16 protein-coding genes are annotated in these 19,286 nt (G+C 54.8%); 10 read left to right on the top strand and 6 right to left on the bottom strand.

Annotation, left to right across the window (positions count from 1 at the left end; all coding sequences use genetic code 11):
• The first annotated feature begins 52 nt into the window (after window positions 1-52).
• Entirely contained in the window at window positions 53-967 is a 915-nt protein-coding gene (locus tag SMB34_RS06800) for a LysR family transcriptional regulator (RefSeq protein ID WP_037988761.1), read from the top strand.
• Here SMB34_RS06800 and SMB34_RS06795 read toward each other — a convergent pair.
• From SMB34_RS06795 to SMB34_RS06785, 3 genes are all read right to left on the bottom strand, one after another.
• The gene (locus tag SMB34_RS06795) at window positions 964-2,208 is read right to left on the bottom strand and encodes a DUF1835 domain-containing protein (RefSeq protein WP_037988758.1); all 1,245 of its coding nucleotides are present in this window, start codon (window positions 2,206-2,208) and stop codon (window positions 964-966) included. The genes SMB34_RS06800 and SMB34_RS06795 overlap by 4 nt on opposite strands.
• Window positions 2,209-2,400: 192 nt before the next feature.
• A complete protein-coding gene (ppx, locus tag SMB34_RS06790; protein WP_007090859.1) occupies window positions 2,401-3,897 on the bottom strand; it encodes an exopolyphosphatase in 1,497 nt (498 codons plus the stop codon).
• A 26-nt stretch (window positions 3,898-3,923) separates the two neighbouring features.
• Entirely contained in the window at window positions 3,924-6,071 is a 2,148-nt protein-coding gene (locus tag SMB34_RS06785) for an RNA degradosome polyphosphate kinase (RefSeq protein WP_037988756.1), read from the bottom strand.
• 195 nt (window positions 6,072-6,266) lie between these two features.
• Here SMB34_RS06785 and SMB34_RS06780 point away from each other — a divergent pair, with 195 nt between their 5' ends.
• From SMB34_RS06780 to SMB34_RS06765, 4 genes are all read left to right on the top strand, one after another.
• The gene (locus tag SMB34_RS06780) at window positions 6,267-6,803 is read left to right on the top strand and encodes a SixA phosphatase family protein (RefSeq protein ID WP_037988754.1); all 537 of its coding nucleotides are present in this window, start codon (window positions 6,267-6,269) and stop codon (window positions 6,801-6,803) included.
• A gap of 246 nt (window positions 6,804-7,049) precedes the next feature.
• Window positions 7,050-8,837, top strand: a complete 1,788-nt coding sequence (gene aspS, locus SMB34_RS06775; protein WP_037988860.1) for an aspartate--tRNA ligase — start codon at window positions 7,050-7,052, stop codon at window positions 8,835-8,837.
• Between the two features lie 146 nt (window positions 8,838-8,983).
• On the top strand, window positions 8,984-9,898 hold the full coding sequence (locus tag SMB34_RS06770; RefSeq protein ID WP_037988752.1) for an SPOR domain-containing protein: 915 nt from the start codon (window positions 8,984-8,986) through the stop codon (window positions 9,896-9,898).
• A 2-nt stretch (window positions 9,899-9,900) separates the two neighbouring features.
• Complete coding sequence (locus tag SMB34_RS06765) at window positions 9,901-10,794, top strand: EipB family protein (protein ID WP_037988750.1); 894 nt, start codon at window positions 9,901-9,903, stop codon at window positions 10,792-10,794.
• Between the two features lie 97 nt (window positions 10,795-10,891).
• On the opposite strand, the gene SMB34_RS06760 is transcribed toward SMB34_RS06765, so the two are convergent.
• Window positions 10,892-11,209 carry an ArsR/SmtB family transcription factor gene (locus SMB34_RS06760; RefSeq protein WP_007090865.1) on the bottom strand — a complete coding sequence of 106 codons (318 nt, stop codon included), beginning with the start codon at window positions 11,207-11,209 and terminating at the stop codon, window positions 10,892-10,894.
• 465 nt (window positions 11,210-11,674) lie between these two features.
• Here SMB34_RS06760 and SMB34_RS06755 point away from each other — a divergent pair, with 465 nt between their 5' ends.
• Window positions 11,675-12,604 (top strand): histone deacetylase family protein, encoded by a 930-nt coding sequence (locus tag SMB34_RS06755; protein ID WP_037988748.1) that lies wholly within the window; start codon window positions 11,675-11,677, stop codon window positions 12,602-12,604.
• A 2-nt stretch (window positions 12,605-12,606) separates the two neighbouring features.
• On the opposite strand, the gene SMB34_RS06750 is transcribed toward SMB34_RS06755, so the two are convergent.
• Both SMB34_RS06750 and SMB34_RS06745 read right to left on the bottom strand, forming a co-directional pair.
• A complete protein-coding gene (locus SMB34_RS06750; RefSeq protein ID WP_037988745.1) occupies window positions 12,607-13,791 on the bottom strand; it encodes an O-antigen ligase family protein in 1,185 nt (394 codons plus the stop codon).
• A complete protein-coding gene (locus tag SMB34_RS06745) occupies window positions 13,778-14,809 on the bottom strand; it encodes a glycosyltransferase family protein (protein WP_156962652.1) in 1,032 nt (343 codons plus the stop codon). Before SMB34_RS06745 ends, SMB34_RS06750 begins: the two co-directional genes overlap by 14 nt.
• 232 nt (window positions 14,810-15,041) lie before the next feature.
• Here SMB34_RS06745 and SMB34_RS06740 point away from each other — a divergent pair, with 232 nt between their 5' ends.
• From SMB34_RS06740 to dxs, 4 genes are all read left to right on the top strand, one after another.
• A complete protein-coding gene (locus tag SMB34_RS06740; protein ID WP_037988743.1) occupies window positions 15,042-15,305 on the top strand; it encodes an exodeoxyribonuclease VII small subunit in 264 nt (87 codons plus the stop codon).
• A 14-nt stretch (window positions 15,306-15,319) separates the two neighbouring features.
• Window positions 15,320-16,216 (top strand): polyprenyl synthetase family protein, encoded by an 897-nt coding sequence (locus tag SMB34_RS06735; RefSeq protein WP_007090870.1) that lies wholly within the window; start codon window positions 15,320-15,322, stop codon window positions 16,214-16,216.
• 16 nt (window positions 16,217-16,232) lie between these two features.
• Complete coding sequence (locus SMB34_RS06730; RefSeq protein WP_037988740.1) at window positions 16,233-17,201, top strand: alpha/beta hydrolase family protein; 969 nt, start codon at window positions 16,233-16,235, stop codon at window positions 17,199-17,201.
• Between the two features lie 113 nt (window positions 17,202-17,314).
• Window positions 17,315-19,234, top strand: a complete 1,920-nt coding sequence (dxs, locus tag SMB34_RS06725) for a 1-deoxy-D-xylulose-5-phosphate synthase (protein WP_007090872.1) — start codon at window positions 17,315-17,317, stop codon at window positions 19,232-19,234.
• The last annotated feature ends 52 nt before the right edge of the window (window positions 19,235-19,286 follow it).

Raw genomic sequence — 19,286 nt, 5'->3', positions numbered from 1 at the left:
CTGCACCTGATTTCCCATATGATCAATTCGATCAAGGTGATAGTATTCATGTATGAATATCGATGAATTGGACCTTGATTATCGTCTGCTGCGGCTTTTCCTGACCATCTATGACGAGGGATCAGTAACAGCCGCCGCCAACCGCCTTGGCGTCGGGCAACCCACCGTCAGCCACGGGCTCGACCGGTTGCGCCAGATTGTCGGCGATCCGCTTTTTGTCCGGTCAGGCCGGGGGATCACGCCAACCGCCCATGCCGATGAAATGGCCGGGCGGGTGCGCATCCTGTTGCAGGATTTGCGCAACCTTGCCCGCGTTGATGCCTTTGATCCGAACGATCCGAACCAATCCGCGCGCTTTGTGATCGGCACCAATGATTATGAGGTCGCGGTGATCATGCCCGAACTGTTTCGCATCATTCGCGGTTATGCCGCCGATATCCGGCTTCGGATTTTACCGATCCATGGCGATGTAAACGTGATCGACCGGTTGCGAAGCGGTCAGCTTGATCTGGCGATTGGCCTGCATATGACTGAAAATGTTGGCGATATCGCGCAACAGACCCTGTTTCGCGAACATATGGCGTGCTTTTATGATGCGGATTGCCATGATGTGCCACCCGATACGCTCGATCAATATTGCGCCGTGCCCCATGCGCGCGTGATCATCGGCAATAACGAACATTCGGCGGTGGACGAGATGCTCGATGCCTGCGGACGCAAACGCCGCACGGTTTTGCAGGCATCGACCTTTGCCAGCATCGCCAGCCTGATCCGCGGGACGGACGTGATCGCATCGCTGCCCTCGCGGCTTGAACGCGATGTCATGGCGGGCTTTGCCAAATGCACCTTCCCGCTTGATTTCCCTGAATACAGCTTCGCTCAGTCCTGGCATGTGCGCAACGCCGCCAGCGCCCCGCATAAATGGCTGCGGGGCGAGATTTTCAGGGTGACGCGAAAGCTGGTTTAACCGACCGCGGCTCCCGCAATCCTGATCCCGCCAACCCAACGTTCGCCGGTGTAAAGTTCCATGAAATTCCGGGTGCCGGAAAGGACTTCGTGGCCGGTTTCAGTCAGTGACAATATCTGTTCGGGCCAGGGCGTGTGCGGTTGATTGTCGGCGAAGTCAAAAAGCGGTGACCGGGTTTGCTTCATATCGGCCAGAATTCCCCGGAACATCAGATCGCCCAGAAACGGCAGCGGTTCGTAAGACAGCATAAGATGACCAAAAACCTTGCCGGCCGGAAGTGGACCGAAATCGGCAAGGATTTGCAGGGTCAGTTCCTGCGTCAGGCCAAGACCGTTTCCGGGATCGGGCAATTCGCGCAGATGGCGGTCAAGGGCTGCGATCATGCAGGGGATCGGCGATTGGCCGTTATCGATGATGGCGCGCAGCGCATCGGGGTTTGAGGCACGGATCGCGGGCCAGACCGTTTGACCGCATTCCAGCATGGCATCCGAAACCGGCGCGCGGGCATTTTCCCAGCACCAGATCAGCAGTTCGGGCGAAAGCTGACCAAGGCCGATGAAACGCTCGACCCCGGGCACCCGATCCACACAGATCAGATCAAGCCGGGTTTGCGGGCGAAGTGTTGCGATGAAATCAAGCAGGAAGGCCAAGATCAGCTGATCGTAACTGTCATGTTCAAACCACAGCACGACATGATCATAATCGCCCAATGTCGCCAGCCCGGCATACTCGCGTTGCAGGCGGGAAAGCGCATCGGGAAAATCAATGCGATAGGATGATGCGATAAAACGCGCCCGGGTTTCGATGAAGTCGGGCAGGGGCACATCCGGCACCGGCCCCTGACAGAAGGGATCGGAAAATTCCATGAAAGCACCAACAAACCCGGCCAGTTTCAGGCAATGCGAAATATCCGAGCCACAGCGCAGATGTAGGGTTTGCGCCGTATCGAGCGTTGGCAGGTGGCCCGATGCGATCTGGCGCTGATGTTCGGTAATCCGGTCGATATGGGATTTCAGTTTCGGCCAGCTGGCAAAACCGTTTTCGCGCGCGATGACAATCTGGCTATCGGCCAGTTGCAGATCCTCAATGCTTTTGCCGGGCAGGTGGATACTGATGCGGGTTTGGGCATCGCCCTGTTGGGCGCGGGCGGATTTCAGCAGCTCCTTGGCGCGCTTGCGCTGCTGCTCAAGGTTAAGGCGGCCGTCAAAGATTCCGGATTTCGATGTGCGCGAAGCAGACATACGATTCCCCTGTGCTTAAGCCTGTGTCCGCCAGACAGGCAAGGAAACCGTGTGGTTCATATGTCGATTAGACCGGGCGCAGCCCTTTCCGCGGACGGGGTGCTTTGGGAAGCAACGGCACCATAGCATTGCGGGCTTTCCGGTTCAAAATAAATGAACCGAAAAGCACTGAATAAACAGAAGGAAACGGGATCAGGGCTGGGGAAGCTGATCGACAATCACGACCCTGCTGTCGCAATCCATCAGTTTGGCAAGCTTCGATAAACGCTGTTCAACGACTTCACCGTTGAGTGCCGCGAAGTCCCTGTGCATCTGAAGTGTAAGCGTCTTGTCTTCATGAACAAGCGCCGTACCGGGAAGGATGCCTTCAACACCCCCCGAAAGGGTATGGCCAAGGCGGATGGCGTGACCGTAAAGGCGGCCAATCGCACGCGTGTCTTCGTCAAGCAGACGGTCGCTTGACTCGTCACCCTTGAAATTGCCGGTATAGCGTGACCCGATGGTATAAGCGAGGAACACCCGGTCATGATGGTTCAGATCAAGATAGGGATGATGCAGGATGCGGTTATAGCTCTGGATCGCGCGGTAATCGGGGTGTTCGCTCCATCCGACATCGCCGATGATGCAGGCGGCAAGGCGCAGACGGCCAAGATTGCCTGGCTGATCGCGGAAAATCGGTGCCGACCAGCGATACAGTTCTTCACCATGCTGATGGAACCTCTCGCCATCTTCGGCGAAGCTGAGACAGGCATCAAGCAATGGATCACGTTCGCGCAATTCATCGGGCAGGGCTTCGTACATCCAGCCTTCGCGAAGCCCGTGACTGGAAAACACGACCTCCTTGGCCTGCATGCGTTCAAGCAGCAGGTTCATGACAAGCCCCGCATGAGGCAGGCTATCAATACGGCGTTTGGAAACACCGCCCACCTTGTCAAGCGACACGCGGCTCTGCTGGGATATGATATGCGTCAGTTCGGCGATTTCGGCACGTGGCATGGTCAGGTTATGCACCACCGAAATCGGATAATTTTCCTGGGCGATATAAAGCTTGGCAATCGAACGCCACGAACCACCAACCGCAATCAATGGCTTGCCCGCCCCTTCATGCAGCCAGTCGATGCTTTCAAGGTGGGTTTTGACTTCGGCTTCCAGACGGGCACGGTCCGAACCAAATACCGCATGCAGGCGCATGGCACCCAACGGAACGCTGACGCGTTTTTTGATCTCGCCTTCATCAAGCAATACCAGTTCCAGCGACCCGCCACCGATATCACCAACAATGCCGGTTGCGCGCCGATCCCCCGAAATCACGCCAAGGGCGGAAAGGCGGGCTTCTTCAAGGCCGTCAATGACCTTGACGGTCAGGCCGGTCTCGGCAAGGACCCGATCACAAAAAGCCTGTCCGTCGCTGGCGGCACGGACAGCCGCGGTCGCCAGGATGTCGACCCGTGTGACCTTCATCGCGCGGAGCAACCGGGCAAAACGCCGCAGGGCGGCGGTTGCCATTTCAACACCTTCGGGGTTGAGACGGCCGGTGTTTTCGGGGTCGCGCCCCAGACCGCACATCACCTTTTCGTTAAAAATCGGGGCCGGTGCGCGTGTCATGCCATCAAACACAACAAGACGCACCGAGTTCGAGCCAACATCAATGATGGCGATACGGTTGGAAACCCTTTGGTCAGTCAGCATGCGGTTGGTTGAACCTGCCTGTTTTCTTAGTCATCAAGCTGCAGCACGGGGACATTTGGATCTTCCTCGCTAAGCGCGCTGCCACGGCCCGAAAGTGACGGGTTGGTCATGAAATACTGGTGAGAGGAGAAAGCATTTTCATCGGCTTCGCACCGCTCGTAAGTCCCGTCGGGCTGCAGGTACCAAGCCTGCGCCGTATCTTTCAGATTTGCAATCATGATCTGTTCGACAATCTGGCGCTGGCAGGTGGGGTTTTCCACCGGGACCAGTGTTTCGACACGACGGTTAAGGTTGCGCGGCATCCAGTCGGCAGATGAAATAAACGCCTTGGCCTTGCGCGACGGCAGTTTTGCGCCGTTTGCAAAGACGACAATGCGCGAATGTTCAAGGAACCGACCGACGATGGATTTGACCCGAATATTTTCCGATAACCCCGGCACACCCGGCCGCAAACAGCAGATGCCGCGCACGACCAGTTCGATATGAACCCCGCACTGGCTGGCGCGATAAAGCGCGTCAATCACCACCGGATCAACAAGGCTGTTCATCTTGGCCCAGATGCCCGCCGGTTTGCCCGCCTGACAGTTTTCGATCTCCTGATCGATATGGGCAAGCAGGGTCGGGCGAAGCGTATGCGGCGCGATGGCAATCTTTTCAAGCGACCGCGGGGTGGCATAACCGGTCATGAAATTAAAGATGCTGGCCGCGTCACGACCCAATGCCGGATCGCACGAGAAGAACGAAATATCGGTATAGAATTTCGCAGTGATCGGGTGATAGTTGCCGGTCCCGAAATGGACATAGGTCCGAAGCCCGTGGCTTTCGCGCCTGACCACCAGTGACACCTTGGCATGCGTTTTCCAGTCAAGGAAGCCATAGACCACCTGACAACCGGCACGTTCAAGATCAGCCGCCCAGCGCAGGTTGGCTTCCTCGTCAAAGCGGGCCTTGAGCTCCACCATCGCCGTCACCGATTTGCCCGCTTCTGCAGCCGCAATCAGGGCCTTGACGATCGGGCTGTTTTCCGACGTGCGATAAAGGGTCTGCTTGATGGTGACGACTTCGGGGTCACGCGCAGCCTGCAACAGGAACTGCACGACGACGTCGAAATCCTCGAACGGGTGGTGAACCACCAGATCCTTTTTGCTGATCGCGGCAAAGCAATCGCCGCCAAAGTCGCGCACCCGTTCGGGATAACGCGCGCCATAGGGCGGGAACAGAAGATCATGATGCAGATCTGAATCGATCAGCTGTTTGACATCGACAAGCCCGACAAGCCCGTCGACCTTGACGACTTCTTCGGGGGCGACAGAAAGTTCGTCGACCACGAAATCCAGAAGGTCTTCTGGCATCTCGGCATTGACTTTAAGCCGGATGATGCTGCCGCGCCGCCGGCGTTTCAGGGCGGTTTTGAAAACGCGCACCAGATCTTCGGCTTCTTCCTCGATTTCAACGTCCGAGTCACGGATAACGCGGAACAGGCCGTGTTCGATCATGTCGAAACCGGGGAACAGCTTGTTAAGGTAAAGGACAATCGCCTGTTCCAGCGGCAGATAGCGTTCTGTCCGGCCCGGCAGGCGCAGGAAACGCCCGATTTTCGGCGGAACCGGGATCAGACCGCGCATGTTATGCCCGTCTGCCGGGTCAAACAGCTGCATGACAATCGCGAAACCAAGGTTCGGAATGAACGGGAAGGGATGCGACGGATCAATCGCAAGCGGCGTCAGCGTCGGGAAGATTTCGCGCATGAAATAGCCGTCCAGCCATTTGCGATCTGTCTGGGTCAGGTCTTCCGGCCCGATCACGGAAATGCCATGCTTTTCCATCTCGGTGCTGATCTGCTGCCAGATGCGTTGCTGGTCCTGCATCAATTGGTTGGCGTGATAGGTGATGGCGCGCAACTGTTCGGACGGGCTCATGCCATCCTGGCTGACTTTTGTCATGCTTGCGCGCACTTGCCCGACCAGACCGGCAACGCGAACCATATAAAATTCGTCAAGGTTGCTGGCGGAAATCGACAGGAAACGCACGCGTTCCAGCAACGGATGCCGCTTGTTCTGAGCCTCTTCAAGGACGCGGCCGTTGAAGGCCAGCCACGAAAGTTCGCGGTTTATAAAGCGCTTGTCCGAATCAAGTGTGATGGCGCTTGATTGAATAACGGCGGCGTGGGTCACGCGATGCTCCCTGCGAAAGTGGGTTTGTGTCCTTGAAATAAAGCGACAGGTCCCGGTTGCGATTGGAGTATAGGATAACTGCTTGTCGGGGTGCAATTTTCTTAAATTTTTAAGTCAGTTTTCTTGGTGGCTTCACAGCGCCCGATGTGGCATGCAAAAGTCTGCTTTCCTTAAGAACACCGGATATCCGATTTCATGAAGACATTGCTTCTGCTCAGGCATGCAAAATCAAGCTGGACCGACCCATCCCGATCCGATCACGACCGGGAACTGAACCGGCGCGGCGAAAAGGCGGCCCCGGTGATGGGACGCTATTTGCATGAACAGGGGCTGGTGCCCGATCTGATCTGGTGTTCAACCGCCGAACGTGCGGTTCAGACATTAACCCTGCTGGGGCGCGATTTTGCCAGTGCATCCGACGTGATCTACAACGAAGACCTTTATATGGCGACCGAGGCCGTGCTGCTTGAAAGCCTTGGGCACACCCATGATGAGGCCCGCTGTGTGATGATGATCGGCCATAATCCGGGACTTGCCGATTTCGCCGCCCGGCTGTTTGGCGAGGGCGATGGCGAGGCATTGCTGGAAATGAACCGTAAATATCCGACCTGCGGTCTTTGCCAGTATGAATTTGATGTTGAGCATTGGGCGGACGTTCGGTTTGAGACCGGGCGCCTGATCCGCTTTGTAAAGGTCAAGGATTTGCAGGGGATCGGTGCGCCGCCGACCTGAAATTCCGGCCCGCAATGCAGACCATTGCGACGGGCACTTGACGGCGGGGCTTTGGCAGCGTTTTATACCGCAGAATTTCAAGCGCCGCGTCGCGCAAACAGACAGATCACCCGATTTAAGCCCCCCGAATTGACCGGAGTGGCTGGATTGCGGTGCTTTTTTGTTTGACAGCGCGGTGCAGCCATGCACCTTTGCGCCAAATTTGTGGCCCAAAATACCAAGCATACAAAGCAACCTGGAAAGACCATGCATCCTTATCGTTCACACAATTGTAATGCGTTGCGCGCCTCTGACGCCGATGCGGAAGTGCGCCTGTCCGGCTGGATCCACCGCAAGCGCGACCACGGCAACCTTCTGTTTGTCGATTTGCGCGACCATTACGGCATCACCCAGATCGTGATCGATATTTCAAGCCCGCTTTTCGCGGTTCTTGAAAAGTCGCGCGCCGAAAGTGTGATCACGGTGGACGGCAAGGTCGTCAAACGTACCGCCGAAACCGTCAACCCGAACCTGCCGACCGGCGAGATCGAGGTTTATGCATCGAACATCGAAGTCCAGTCGTCGGCCGACGTGCTGCCGATGCCGGTCTTTGGCGATGCCGAATATGGCGAGGAAATCCGCCTGCGTCACCGTTACCTTGATCTGCGTCGCGAAAGTGTTCATTCGAACATCGTTCTGCGCTCGCGCGTGATTTCGGCGATGCGTCAGAAAATGACCGCACAGGGATTTTTGGAAATCCAGACCCCGATCCTGACGGCAAGCTCGCCGGAAGGTGCGCGTGACTTCCTCGTACCGTCGCGCATGCATCCGGGCAAATTTTATGCCCTGCCCCAAGCCCCGCAGCAGTTCAAACAGCTTCTGATGGTTTCGGGCTTTGACCGTTATTTCCAGATCGCACCGTGCTTCCGCGATGAAGACGCCCGTGCCGACCGCTCCCCGGGCGAGTTCTATCAGCTCGACTTCGAGATGGCCTTTGCCACCCAGGACGATGTGTTCGACGCGATCGAGCCGGTTCTTCATGACATCTTCGTCGAATTCGGCGGTGGTCGTGACGTAACGCCGCTTCCGTTCCCGCGCATTCCGTTTGATGAATCGATGGCGAAATACGGCTCGGACAAACCCGACCTTCGCAACCCGATCATCCTGTCTGACGTGACCGAAGCCTTCCGTGGTTCGAATTTCGGCATCTTTGCCTCGAACATCGAAAAGGGTTCGGTGGTTCGCGCCATTCCGGCACCGGGGGCCGCTGGCCGCCCGCGCAGCTTCTTTGACAAGCTCAATGCCTGGGCCCGCGAAGAAGGGGCGGCTGGTCTTGGTTACATCGTTTACGATGAAAACGGCGAAGCCAAAGGCCCGATTGCCAAAAATCTTGATGCCGAACGCATCGCAAAGATCAAGGAAGTTACCGGCGTTGCCAATGGCGATGCGGTCTTCTTTGCCTGTGACAAGGAACTGGCAGCCGCCAAATTTGCCGGCAAGTCGCGCGACAAGGTTTGCGATGAACTGGGCCTTCGCGAAGACGGCATGTTCAAATTCTGCTGGATCGTTGATTTCCCGATGTACGAGGAAGACGACGACGGCAAGATCGAATTCAGCCACAACCCGTTCTCGATGCCGCAAGGCGGTCTTGAAGCCCTTGAAAACATGAACCCGCTTGATATCAAGGCGTGGCAGTATGACATCGTGTGTAACGGTATTGAACTGTCGTCCGGTGCCATTCGTAACCACCGCCCGGACATCATGTACAAGGCGTTCGAGATTGCCGGTTATGGCAAGGACGTCGTTGATGACCGCTTTGGCGGCATGATCAACGCGTTCAAATTCGGCGCACCGCCGCACGGTGGTTCTGCCCCGGGTGTGGACCGTATTGTGATGCTTCTGGCTGACGAGCCGAACATTCGCGAAGTCATTGCCTTCCCGCTGAACCAGCAGGCGCAGGACTTGATGATGAATGCCCCGGCCGAGGTCGATGACCGCCAGCTTAAAGAACTGCATCTGCGGGTGCAGCTTCCGCCGAAAATCAAAAAAGACTGATTTCTGTCTTTTGATGACGATAAAAACGGTCCGGAAATTTCCGGGCCGTTTTTGTTTGTCTATCGACCTTCGATGCTTACGTAATCTTAACCCGCCGTAATCCACATTCAGGGTGGAACAATTTATATCCTGCGGGGGATTACGGTTTGAAAAAGATACTTGTGGTGGTGGCACCGTTGGCATTGGCGGCGTGCGGTGGTCCGGTCGAACTGACCGTTGCCAAGCTGGCCGGTGATCTGATCAGCTATGTGACCACGGGCAAAAGCACCACCGATCATGCGGTTTCAGCGGTTGCCGAGCGCGATTGCGCTCTGCATCGCCCGTTATTCGAAGAAGACGTCTGCCGCGATAATGTCGTGCTTGATGATGCGGTTGCGCTGGCCGAACCGGGCGCGCCATCGGTGAAACAGAAAATCCGCGACGCCGAACCTGCAATTTATGCCGTTAACGCACCCAGCGAAGACTGGTCAAACCCCAAAGCCGGTGCCCGCACATCGGCCGTGATTGTCAAAACCGATCTGCCGCCGCGTCCGGTGTCGCATGACGAAGTGGCTGCTGTTCCTGCATCAGCCCCGGTCGAAATCGCCAGCGCACAGGCGCAGTTCACCCCTGATCATGACCGTACTCCGCTTCGCAACGAAGGCCCCCTTGATCCGCAGGGCGAAGCCGATGCCGCGGTTGCCGGATATGTCGCCCCGCCAAAGCCGGTCGCACCTGTTGTCCAAACCCAAACCGCCGCCCTGACCGATACCGGCATCATGACCGACGAGGTCAGCGTGATCGCGCCGGAAACAGGGCAGGATAACCTTGTTGCAGTGCCGCTGCCGGGAGACTATGTAATACTGGCAAGCTTTGCCGATCAGCTGCGCGCGCAAAATGCCCTGTCGCTTTACCGCGAATATCAGCCGCGCCTGATCAGTGCGACGGTTGCGGGCCGCGAATATCTTCGTGTCGCTGTTGGTCCGCTTTCGCATGAGCATGCAAAAGATTTACGCCATCTTGCTGCCAAAAAGGGTGTCAAAGATCCTTGGATTGTCGGGATCGACGCTGCCGGAGAATAGAGTTGCCAGTTATTACGGTTTGTCCTGAAAATCGACAGCGTTCCGTCTTCGGGGCGCTGATCTTTTGTGTTGCCCTGGCGGGATGTTCCGCGCAGGCAGGGCAATCCTTTGCCGCCGGTCCGGGCGGTTTTGACCCGGCCCATGTGCGCAAGGCGGCTGATATACAGGCCGAACTGGTGCCGCATGTGGCGGAATACCGGTTTTCGATGGTGTCATCGGATGTCGGCAGCTCCGTTGTCGGTGTGCGCGGTGCACTGGGTTACCGGTTTGAAAAGGTCTGTGATGGCTGGATCACCGAGATGCAGCATCTGATGGTTCTGCAAGGGGCCGAGGGCGGTTCGATCAATTCCGCCTATTCGATGACCCAGTGGGAAAACTTTGACGGATCGAAATACCGCTTCCGCATGCGTGATTATCTTGATGGTGTGCAGGTCGACGAGGTTGTTGGTGATGCGGTGCGTGACAAGGACAAGGTTCTTGTGACCTACGAAGTTCCGGTCGAAGTGACCGAGGAACTTCCGGCCGATACCATGTTCCCGACCCAGCATTCCCTAACCCTGCTGAAGCGCGCGCTTCAGGGGGATAAATTTGCCAATGATCTGGTGTTTGATGGCAGTGGCGATACACCGACCAACCGGATTGCCGCGGTGATTTCGGCAGCCAGACCATCGCAGAACACGGCCGAAGATGCCGATGGTATCGCAAATCGGCCCTATCACAGCCTTAACCTGGCCTATTACCCGCTTGGTGATGCCGAAAACGGCCCGTCGACCGAGATTGCGGTTGATTTCGGTGAAAACGGTGTCGCCCAGGAACTGCGGATGAATTACGGCAGTTTCCGCGTGCGTGGCGACCTTCAGAAAGTCACGCGGCTTGCTGCCCCCGAATGCGGTTAAACACAAACCGGATTATTGCCGCAATAACGGCCCGATAACGCAAAAAAGCCTGCCGGATGTCCGACAGGCTTTTTTGTGGGGGAAGTTCCATAAAGTCTTAGGCGGCGACGGCGCTGCTGTCGTCGCGGCAATACAGACCATAAAGTGTCTTGATGACGGTGACGGCTTCATCGCCTTGCAGCGAATAAAAGATCGTCTGTGCCTCGCGCCGGGTTTTAACCAGCTTGTCCCGCCGCAATCTTGCAAGATGCTGTGACAGGGCGGACTGGCTCAGTCCGACAATGCGTTCAAGTTCACCGACCGATTTTTCGCCATCGTTAAGCTGGCAAAGAATCATAAGTCTGCTCTGATTGCTCATGGCCTTCAGAAGCGCGCTGGCTTGCTCGGCCTTTTTTTCGAGATGGGTAAGTTCCATTTGGCTCCCTTTAGCCTGGCCATATTCGGCTTTTGTCCCAACTGGGGCATCGAGTGTATCACATTCGTGGTGATAATCTCCGATGGGATGTCCCCGATTTTTTCCAACCAACGAGGTCTTTGTGCCTCAAACCCATTAATGAAATTCAAGAATGGGAAGCTTCCTATTCTCAAGTATAACATCAAACTGTCAAGACACTCTTTGTCTTGTGGACAGAGATTATGGCGATATTTCGTTCTGAGTCACCGTGTATACAATAGACAGTTCATGCAGGGTCTTAATCTGTCATTCAGTTTGAAAACTTGCAGTATTTGTCTGATTCATGATGATCTAGAACAAAGCAGCAGATAACGTCGGCTGGCACGATGAAACAATAATAATCAGGGTCGCCGCCCGTAAGGCAAGGTGACCGGCAAAAATCAAACTTGTCTGACTGGCATCTATTCAGGAAGGTATCCGCAAAACATGGCGACATTATTTGTCACGCATCAAAGCTGTATCGACCACGATACGGGGCCGGGCCACCCGGAACAGCCTGATCGTCTTCGCGTGATCCAGCGGGTGCTTGAAGCCGAAGAATTCATGTTCCTGCACCGGGAAGAAGCCCCAAAGGCCGATCTTGATCTGATCAAAAAGGTGCATGACCCTGCCTATGTCGACCGGGTCATGGCCGCGATCCCGCAAAGCGGATATGAATCCCTTGATGGCGATACCTATGTTTCACCGGCCTCGGGCGAGGCGGCATTGCGCGCGGTTGGCGGTGTCTGCGTCGCGGTCGATGCAGTCTTGGCCGGCCATGAACGCAATGCCTTTGTCGGCGTACGCCCGCCGGGACATCATGCGGAATATGACCGGGCGATGGGGTTCTGCCTGTTTAACAATGTGGCGGTCGGTGCGCGTCATGCCCGCGATGCCCATGGCATCAAACGTGTGGCGGTGATGGATTTTGACGTTCATCACGGCAATGGCACACAGGATCTTTTCTATAACGATCCCGACCTGTTTTACTGTTCAACCCATCAATGGCCGCTTTATCCCGGCACCGGTGCCCCCGATGAACGCGGATGTGCCAACAATATCCTCAATGTCGGCCTGACCGCCGGGGCGGGAACGGCTGAAATGAAACACGCCTTCGAACAATCGGTTTTACCCGGCATTGCCGCCTTCAAACCGGAATTGCTGATCATTTCGGCGGGTTTCGATGCGCACCGCAATGACCCGCTGGCGGGACTTTCATTCATTGAAAGCGACTTTGCCTGGATGACACAACAGCTTCTCGCCCTCGCGGGCGAGGTTTGCGATAACCGCGTCGTCTCGGTGCTTGAAGGCGGTTATGACCTGCCATCGCTGGCAAGTTCGGTTCAGGCCCATGTGCGAACCCTGATGACCTCTTGAGTTTATTCAATAAAGGTTTGCTGAGCCTGTTGCTTCTGCTCACGGTGCGATTTAATCGAATGCCCGATAATAATCGTCACCGGCACCCACAATATGTACCACAATTCACCAGGAGATTTGGAGACTTGGGCAAGATCGGTTAATCCACCGATAATGGGTACACATAGCAAGCCAAGATGAAATGCCTTTGTGGTTCTATCTTCTGTATTCCAAGCGGCCCAAGCGAGCTGCGCAAACAATGCCAGAAGAAGAAATAGCCCTATTGCGCCACCAAAAAATGCCGATGACACGTATATGCTATGGGGAAATTTCTGTTCAATCGCTCCAAAGGTATTCAGGCTTGCCAGGCCATTACCAATGATTGGAGCATCCTGAATATATTTCCATGCATCCATCCATATTTCAAAACGCCATGGATTTCTGGAAAGTGATTGAATGGCATGTTGTTGGATTTCGTCGCTAAGCAGGAAAATTGAAACAATCGAGAATAGTATTCCGGCGGTGCATCTTCGCACAACTTTTCCAGAAAAAATGGAAAAGATGATGCCGATGCAAAATAGCGTCAGAAATGGCCCTCTGCTTTGTGTGAGTATTACGAAGAATACACAGAAAAGGCAGACGGCTGCGTAGAATATCTTGTATTTCTTTTCTGTTGATATTTGAGATTGATAAAATGATATGCAAAAACCTGTCAGTATAACTAAGCTACCGAGTATTGGGTGCCTGGTTTCTGCCCATCCTGTCAATCTATCATTCAATGTGTGAGTGTCTATTGCGTAAAATAAAACAATAGATATCAATATATTCAACAGAACAGCATAAGGTAGTGCCTTGAAAAGGAAGTCTTTCCATCGGGTGCATTTTGAGAAGAAGTATGTTGCTGTGAATAAAAATATAAGGTTTACTAATGACCTTGATATGTATTTTTTCACGTTGAATTCTGGTTGGTTTACTCCCCACGATATCGTGAGAAGAAACCATAGTATTAATATGGCGCTGGTGATTAATATTTTGTTTTTAAACAGACCGAATAGTTCTTTTTTTTCTTTGAATAGTATTATCGTGAATGTCGGGGCTATGATCGCGTAAAATATTATTGCCCATGTTGGTGTGGGGTGGATTAAGTATCCTGATATTATGAATATGGAAAATGATACTGGAAATACATATTTTTCAATAGCGCTCATTGTATGTCTTCTTGATTATGTCGTCCGCGACATTCTTTTCGTTGAATTTTCTATGGTATTCGCGCCAAGAGCGTTCAGCAATATTTTGCCTCTCTTGATCGTTGTCGATAAAATGAGATATTTTTGCAATAAGCTCATCTTTATCTGAGAAAAAGGCCATCTGATCTTCTTGGAAATCGTCATTCAAGCCCGTGGCTCTGTCTACGAACGTTAAAATTCCGTTGCCGACAGTCTGGGCAATTCTGTCAGATGAATATCGATAGGCGTCATTTCTGCGGCTGAAGTTTAAACTCATCGAAGTTTTACTTAGATAATGATCATATTCTTCGCATGTTATGCGAGGGCTTGTATAGCCAGGAAATGACGTTCTTATTTTTGAGCTGGACTTTGCAATATCATCCAAAAGATCCTGAACAATATAATCTTCTCCACAAATATTGCGGACCTCGTTAGGGGTTCCTATTGCCATCCCGAAGTCAAAAGCCAGTTCTTCTCGCGAATATTTAAAGTTCTGGTGACGTTCAATGCTCATGTCGACCGGATTAGGCATGAAATAAGCGCGATACTTTCCCTCGGACAATTTGGCCAATAAAGTCCCATCCGTTGAGCAGAAGGTTGCATCAACAAGGTCGATCTTGCTTTTAATGCGCCCGACATTATCTGAGGAGAATAACGGATCAACATTCCATTGAACTGTTTTGACACTTGGCAGCTTTTCTTTGATTTTTTCCAAAGTCTTGCGGGTTATCATGTCTGCGTGACCGAATACAATCATATCCGGCTCGAATTTCTCTGCCACCTCAAGCAATTTTTTATTTAATTGCGGAATGCCAAATTTTCGACTTTTGAATATATTTAAAAGTCTGGCTAAGTCTCGATCCCCAAATGTTAAAACATTGTGCCCCAAGCGCGTAAAGCCGTTGGTGATCTTGTAAGGTACGCCGTAATAGCCGGGTACCTTGGGCGTTAAGCTGTAATTTGTGACATGCAATATGCGCAAACGGGAAATATCAAACAATTTGTGTACTCTGAATCAGTTTTAAGGGGGCCATGTTCATCAATGATCTTGGAAGTTAAAAGATATTCAGGATTTGGCAAACCCTTTATGGCCATCGTTTCGTTATAATTTTATCTATTCGTAGAGCGGCACTTGTTTCTGAAAAATAGCTGCATGCTCTTAGTATGCATACCCCTTGTTACTGAGCAAGTCACCGCGTAAACTCCGCGCCAATCAAATCAATGGAGCAGATATGTCCAAGCCAACCCCGTCCACCGCAATCCCCGATGATATCGCCAAACTCAGCTTTGAAGAGGCCCTTGGTCAGCTTGAAAGCCTCGTGCGGCAGCTCGAACAGGGGCAGGTGGGGCTTGATGATGCCATTGCATCCTATGAACGCGGTGCGGCGCTGAAACGTCATTGTGCCGATAAACTGCGCGCTGCCGAAGAACGCATCGAGAAAATCACGCTGGGTGCTGATGGCCGTCCGAACGCAACCCCGACTGAAATCGAATAATTCTCGCGGAGAATATGGTGAGTTACGACCTGCTTGCTGAGCTGAGTACTGCTTCTGCTGACCTTGGCGAAACGCTTGATGGCATTCTGCCGCGTCCCAATGGCCAGATCGAGCAACGCCTGTTTCAGGCGATGCGTTATTCAACCCTGGGCGAAGGCAAACGCCTGCGTCCGTTTCTGGTGCTAAGCTCCGCCGGATTGTTCCGGGTATCGCGCCAATGCGCGTTGCGAGTCGCCGCTGCGGTTGAAATGGTGCACAGCTATTCGCTGATCCATGATGATCTTCCGGCCATGGATGACGATGACCTTCGCCGTGGCAAGCCAAGCTGCCACAAGCAGTTTGACGAGGCGACCGCCATTCTGGCCGGTGACGCGCTGTTAACCCAGGCCTTCGAAGTGCTGGCCGATGAAAGCACCCATCCCGATCCGCGTGTCTGCACCGATCTTGTCCGCGCCCTTGCCCGTGCGGCCGGGCCGTACGGCATGGTTGGCGGTCAGATGATCGATCTGGCGGGCGAGGGGCAAAGCCTTGATCAGGCGCAGGTCACCCATTTGCATCTGCTGAAAACCGGCCGGATGTTTGCCTTTGCCTGCGAAGCCGGGGCAATTCTGGGCAAGGCCCCCAAAAGCATGCGCATGGCCTTGCGATCCTACGCCCATGACATGGGGCTGGCCTTCCAGATCAAGGACGACCTTCTCGATGTGGAATCCAGCAGCGCGGAACTCGGCAAGACGGCCGGCAAGGATATCGATCAGGACAAATCGACCTATGTGAAGCTTCTGGGCCTTGAACAGGCCCGCGAGCAGGCAACCATGCTGTGCAATCAGGCGATCAATCACCTGAACTGCTTTGACGGCGAAGCCGAACCGCTGCGCGAGATGGCGCGTTTCGTGATCGAACGCGGGCGTTAAGGCCAGTCCCCCTGTCATGAGCCAGCAAACCAGATATACAGCCGGTTTTCGTGACCGGCTGTTTGACAAGGACCCGTTCCCGCTGGCGATCTGGTATCCGTCGCATGCCGCCGAAGGCCCGGTGCGTCATATGGGTGTCACGTCAACCGGCGCGCGCGATGCGGATTTTGCAGGCGACGGACCCTATCCGCTGGTGATGTTTTCGCACGGCTCGGAAGGGCACCGCTTCAATCAGTTCTGGCTGGCGGAATATCTTGCACGGCGCGGTTATATCGTTGCCGCCCCGCAGCATCATGGCGACAATTATCTTGATCCGTCCGATGCGCGGCAATTGACGATCATCGAACGTCGCCCGCGCGAAATGCGTTTGGCTCTTGATCTGTTGCTGGATCATGACGGCATTGCTGTCCATATCGATACGGATCGTATTTATGCGCTCGGCCATTCGGCGGGCGGGGCGACGGTGCTTAAAATGGCGGGATGGCGGTTTGATGCCTCCGCCTGGCAAAGCTATTGCGCGCTCAATGCCGATCAGGACCGCGTGATTTGCCAGCATGTACCGGGTGATGACATTGTCGATGAGTTGCATGATCGTTATGGCGGCCCGGTTGTTTCCGCACGCGATGACCGGATTGCAGGCGTGATTGCCGTGACCCCGGCCTTTGGCGTTGCCGCGACCGATGCGGGCTTTGCCGATGTCACGGTGCCGATGCTGTTTATCGAGGCCGATACCGATGAAATCCTGCCCGAAACCGCCAATGCCGCGCATTTTCGCACCCTTTTGCGCGGGCGGGCGAAGTTTGTTAAGGTCAAGGGGGCCGGGCATTATTCATTTCTGCCGCCCTGCACGCCCTATATCGCGGAAAATTTCGGCTATTTATGCCGGGATTTCGGGCGCGAACGTGTTGATATTCACCGCACTGTTGAACAGGTGGTGCTGAAGTTCCTAAGTGACATCAAATCAGGTGATTTTCAGGGTCGCTAATTATGGCGAAGCTGTTTATTTTACGCTGCTTGCAATAGGGCTTAGGAAACGTCACCCTGTTGGTTTGACGACTATATAAAAAACGCCACACAAAACTGAAAATCGAGATCGGTATGAGCACGACCTCCAAGACCCCGCTTCTGGACACGATTAAAATCCCGGCTGACTTGCGTAGCCTTCAGCCCGCGCAAATGAAGCAGGTCGCAGATGAATTGCGCGCCGAGGTGATTGATGCCGTGTCCGTCACCGGCGGGCATCTGGGGGCCGGGCTTGGCGTGGTCGAACTGACCGTGGCGATCCATTACCTGTTTGATACCCCTGATGACCGGCTGATCTGGGATGTCGGGCATCAATGCTATCCGCATAAAATTCTGACCGGGCGGCGTGATCGTATCCGCACGCTTCGTCAGGGCGGCGGGCTTTCGGGCTTTACCAAGCGCTCCGAGTCCGAATATGACCCGTTCGGTGCCGGGCACAGCTCGACCTCGATCTCGGCCGGGCTTGGCATGGCGGTTGCCAACCAGCTTTCCGATGATAAACGCAAAAACGTCATTGCCGTGATCGGCGATGGCTCCATGAGTGCCGGCATGGCCTACGAGGCGATGAACAATGCCGCCGCTGCCGATCAGCGCATGATTGTGATCTTGAACGATAACGACATGTCGATTGCCCCGCCGGTGGGCTCCATGTCGGGCTATCTGTCGCGCCTGATTTCGGGCAAGGGCTATCAGGGCCTTCGCAATGCGGCCAAGGGCCTGACCAAGCATCTGCCGCGCCAGATCGAAGAAGCCGCCCGCAAGATCGAGGAATATACCCGCGGCATGGTGACCGGCGGGACCCTGTTTGAAGAAATGGGCTTCTTCTATGTCGGCCCGATTGATGGTCATAATCTGGATCATCTTCTGCCGGTGCTGAAAAACGTGCGCGATGCGGATGTCGATGGCCCGATCCTTGTTCATGTCGTGACCCAGAAGGGCAAGGGCTATGGCCCGGCCGAAAATGCCGCCGACAAATATCACGGTGTCGCCAAATTCGACGTCGTCACCGGCAAACAGGCCAAGGCCACACCCAATGCACCATCCTACACCAAGGTTTACGGCGAAACGCTGACCAAGCTTGCCGAAACCGATGACAAAATCACCGCGATCACGGCCGCCATGCCGTCGGGCACCGGGGTCAATATCTTTGCCGAACGGTTCCCCGATCGTGCCTTTGACGTCGGCATCGCCGAACAGCATGCCGTGACCTTTGCCGCCGGCATGGCGTGCGAGGGATACAAACCGTTTTGCACGCTCTATTCGACCTTCCTGCAACGCGCCTATGATCAGGTGGTGCATGATGTCGTGATCCAGAACCTGCCGGTCCGTTTCGCGATGGACCGTGCCGGGCTTGTCGGCGCGGACGGGGCAACCCATGCCGGGGCCTATGACATTGCGTATCTTGGCTGCCTGCCCAATATCGTCCTGATGGCGGCGGCGGACGAGGCCGAACTGGTTCATATGACCACAACCGCATGGGCGATTGATGACCGGCCCAGTGCCTTCCGCTATCCGCGGGGCGAGGGTGTCGGCGTTGAAATGCCGGCCGAGGGCAAGGTTCTTGAAATCGGCAAGGGGCGTATCCTGCGCGAAGGCGGCAAGATCGCCATCCTGTCCTACGGCACCCGCCTGGCAGAGGCGATGCTGGCCGCCGAAGACCTTGCCGCACGCGGCCTTCCGGCAACGGTTGCCGATGCCCGCTTTGCCAAGCCGCTTGATCATGCGCTGATCGCCGATCTGGCCCGCAACCACGAAGTCCTGATCACGATTGAAGAAGGCTCCATCGGCGGCTTTGGCGCAATGGTGTTGCAGCATATGGCAGGGCAGGGATTGCTCGATCACGGGCTCAAAGTCCGCACCATGGCCTTGCCCGACGCCCTGATCGATCACGACAAGCCCGACATTCAATATGCCAAGGCGGGATTGGATGCGCAAAGCATCGTCAAAACCGCCCTTGGCGCGCTGGGTCTTTCCGAGGCCAAAGTGCGCGCCTGATCGGTCAGGCAAGACCGGTTAACGTAAAAACGCCGCCCTGAAAAAGGCGGCG

The sequence above is a fragment of the Thalassospira permensis NBRC 106175 genome, assembly GCF_000714555.1.
In the GTDB taxonomy this organism is placed as follows: domain Bacteria; phylum Pseudomonadota; class Alphaproteobacteria; order Rhodospirillales; family Thalassospiraceae; genus Thalassospira; species Thalassospira xiamenensis.
The sequence above is the reverse complement of the archived record's forward strand: the minus strand, read 5'-3'. Positions and strand labels throughout refer to the sequence as shown.

Coding starts and splice junctions, on each gene's coding strand:
- dxs (WP_007090872.1), top strand. CDS start 17,315: ATGAGCACGACCTCCAAGACCCCGCTTCTGGACACGATTAAAATCCCG.
- SMB34_RS06730 (WP_037988740.1), top strand. CDS start 16,233: ATGAGCCAGCAAACCAGATATACAGCCGGTTTTCGTGACCGGCTGTTT.
- aspS (WP_037988860.1), top strand. CDS start 7,050: ATGCATCCTTATCGTTCACACAATTGTAATGCGTTGCGCGCCTCTGAC.
- ppx (WP_007090859.1), bottom strand. CDS start 3,897: ATGCTGACTGACCAAAGGGTTTCCAACCGTATCGCCATCATTGATGTT.
- SMB34_RS06740 (WP_037988743.1), top strand. CDS start 15,042: ATGTCCAAGCCAACCCCGTCCACCGCAATCCCCGATGATATCGCCAAA.
- SMB34_RS06795 (WP_037988758.1), bottom strand. CDS start 2,208: ATGTCTGCTTCGCGCACATCGAAATCCGGAATCTTTGACGGCCGCCTT.
- SMB34_RS06760 (WP_007090865.1), bottom strand. CDS start 11,209: ATGGAACTTACCCATCTCGAAAAAAAGGCCGAGCAAGCCAGCGCGCTT.
- SMB34_RS06735 (WP_007090870.1), top strand. CDS start 15,320: ATGGTGAGTTACGACCTGCTTGCTGAGCTGAGTACTGCTTCTGCTGAC.
- SMB34_RS06750 (WP_037988745.1), bottom strand. CDS start 13,791: ATGAGCGCTATTGAAAAATATGTATTTCCAGTATCATTTTCCATATTC.
- SMB34_RS06800 (WP_037988761.1), top strand. CDS start 53: ATGAATATCGATGAATTGGACCTTGATTATCGTCTGCTGCGGCTTTTC.
- SMB34_RS06780 (WP_037988754.1), top strand. CDS start 6,267: ATGAAGACATTGCTTCTGCTCAGGCATGCAAAATCAAGCTGGACCGAC.
- SMB34_RS06755 (WP_037988748.1), top strand. CDS start 11,675: ATGGCGACATTATTTGTCACGCATCAAAGCTGTATCGACCACGATACG.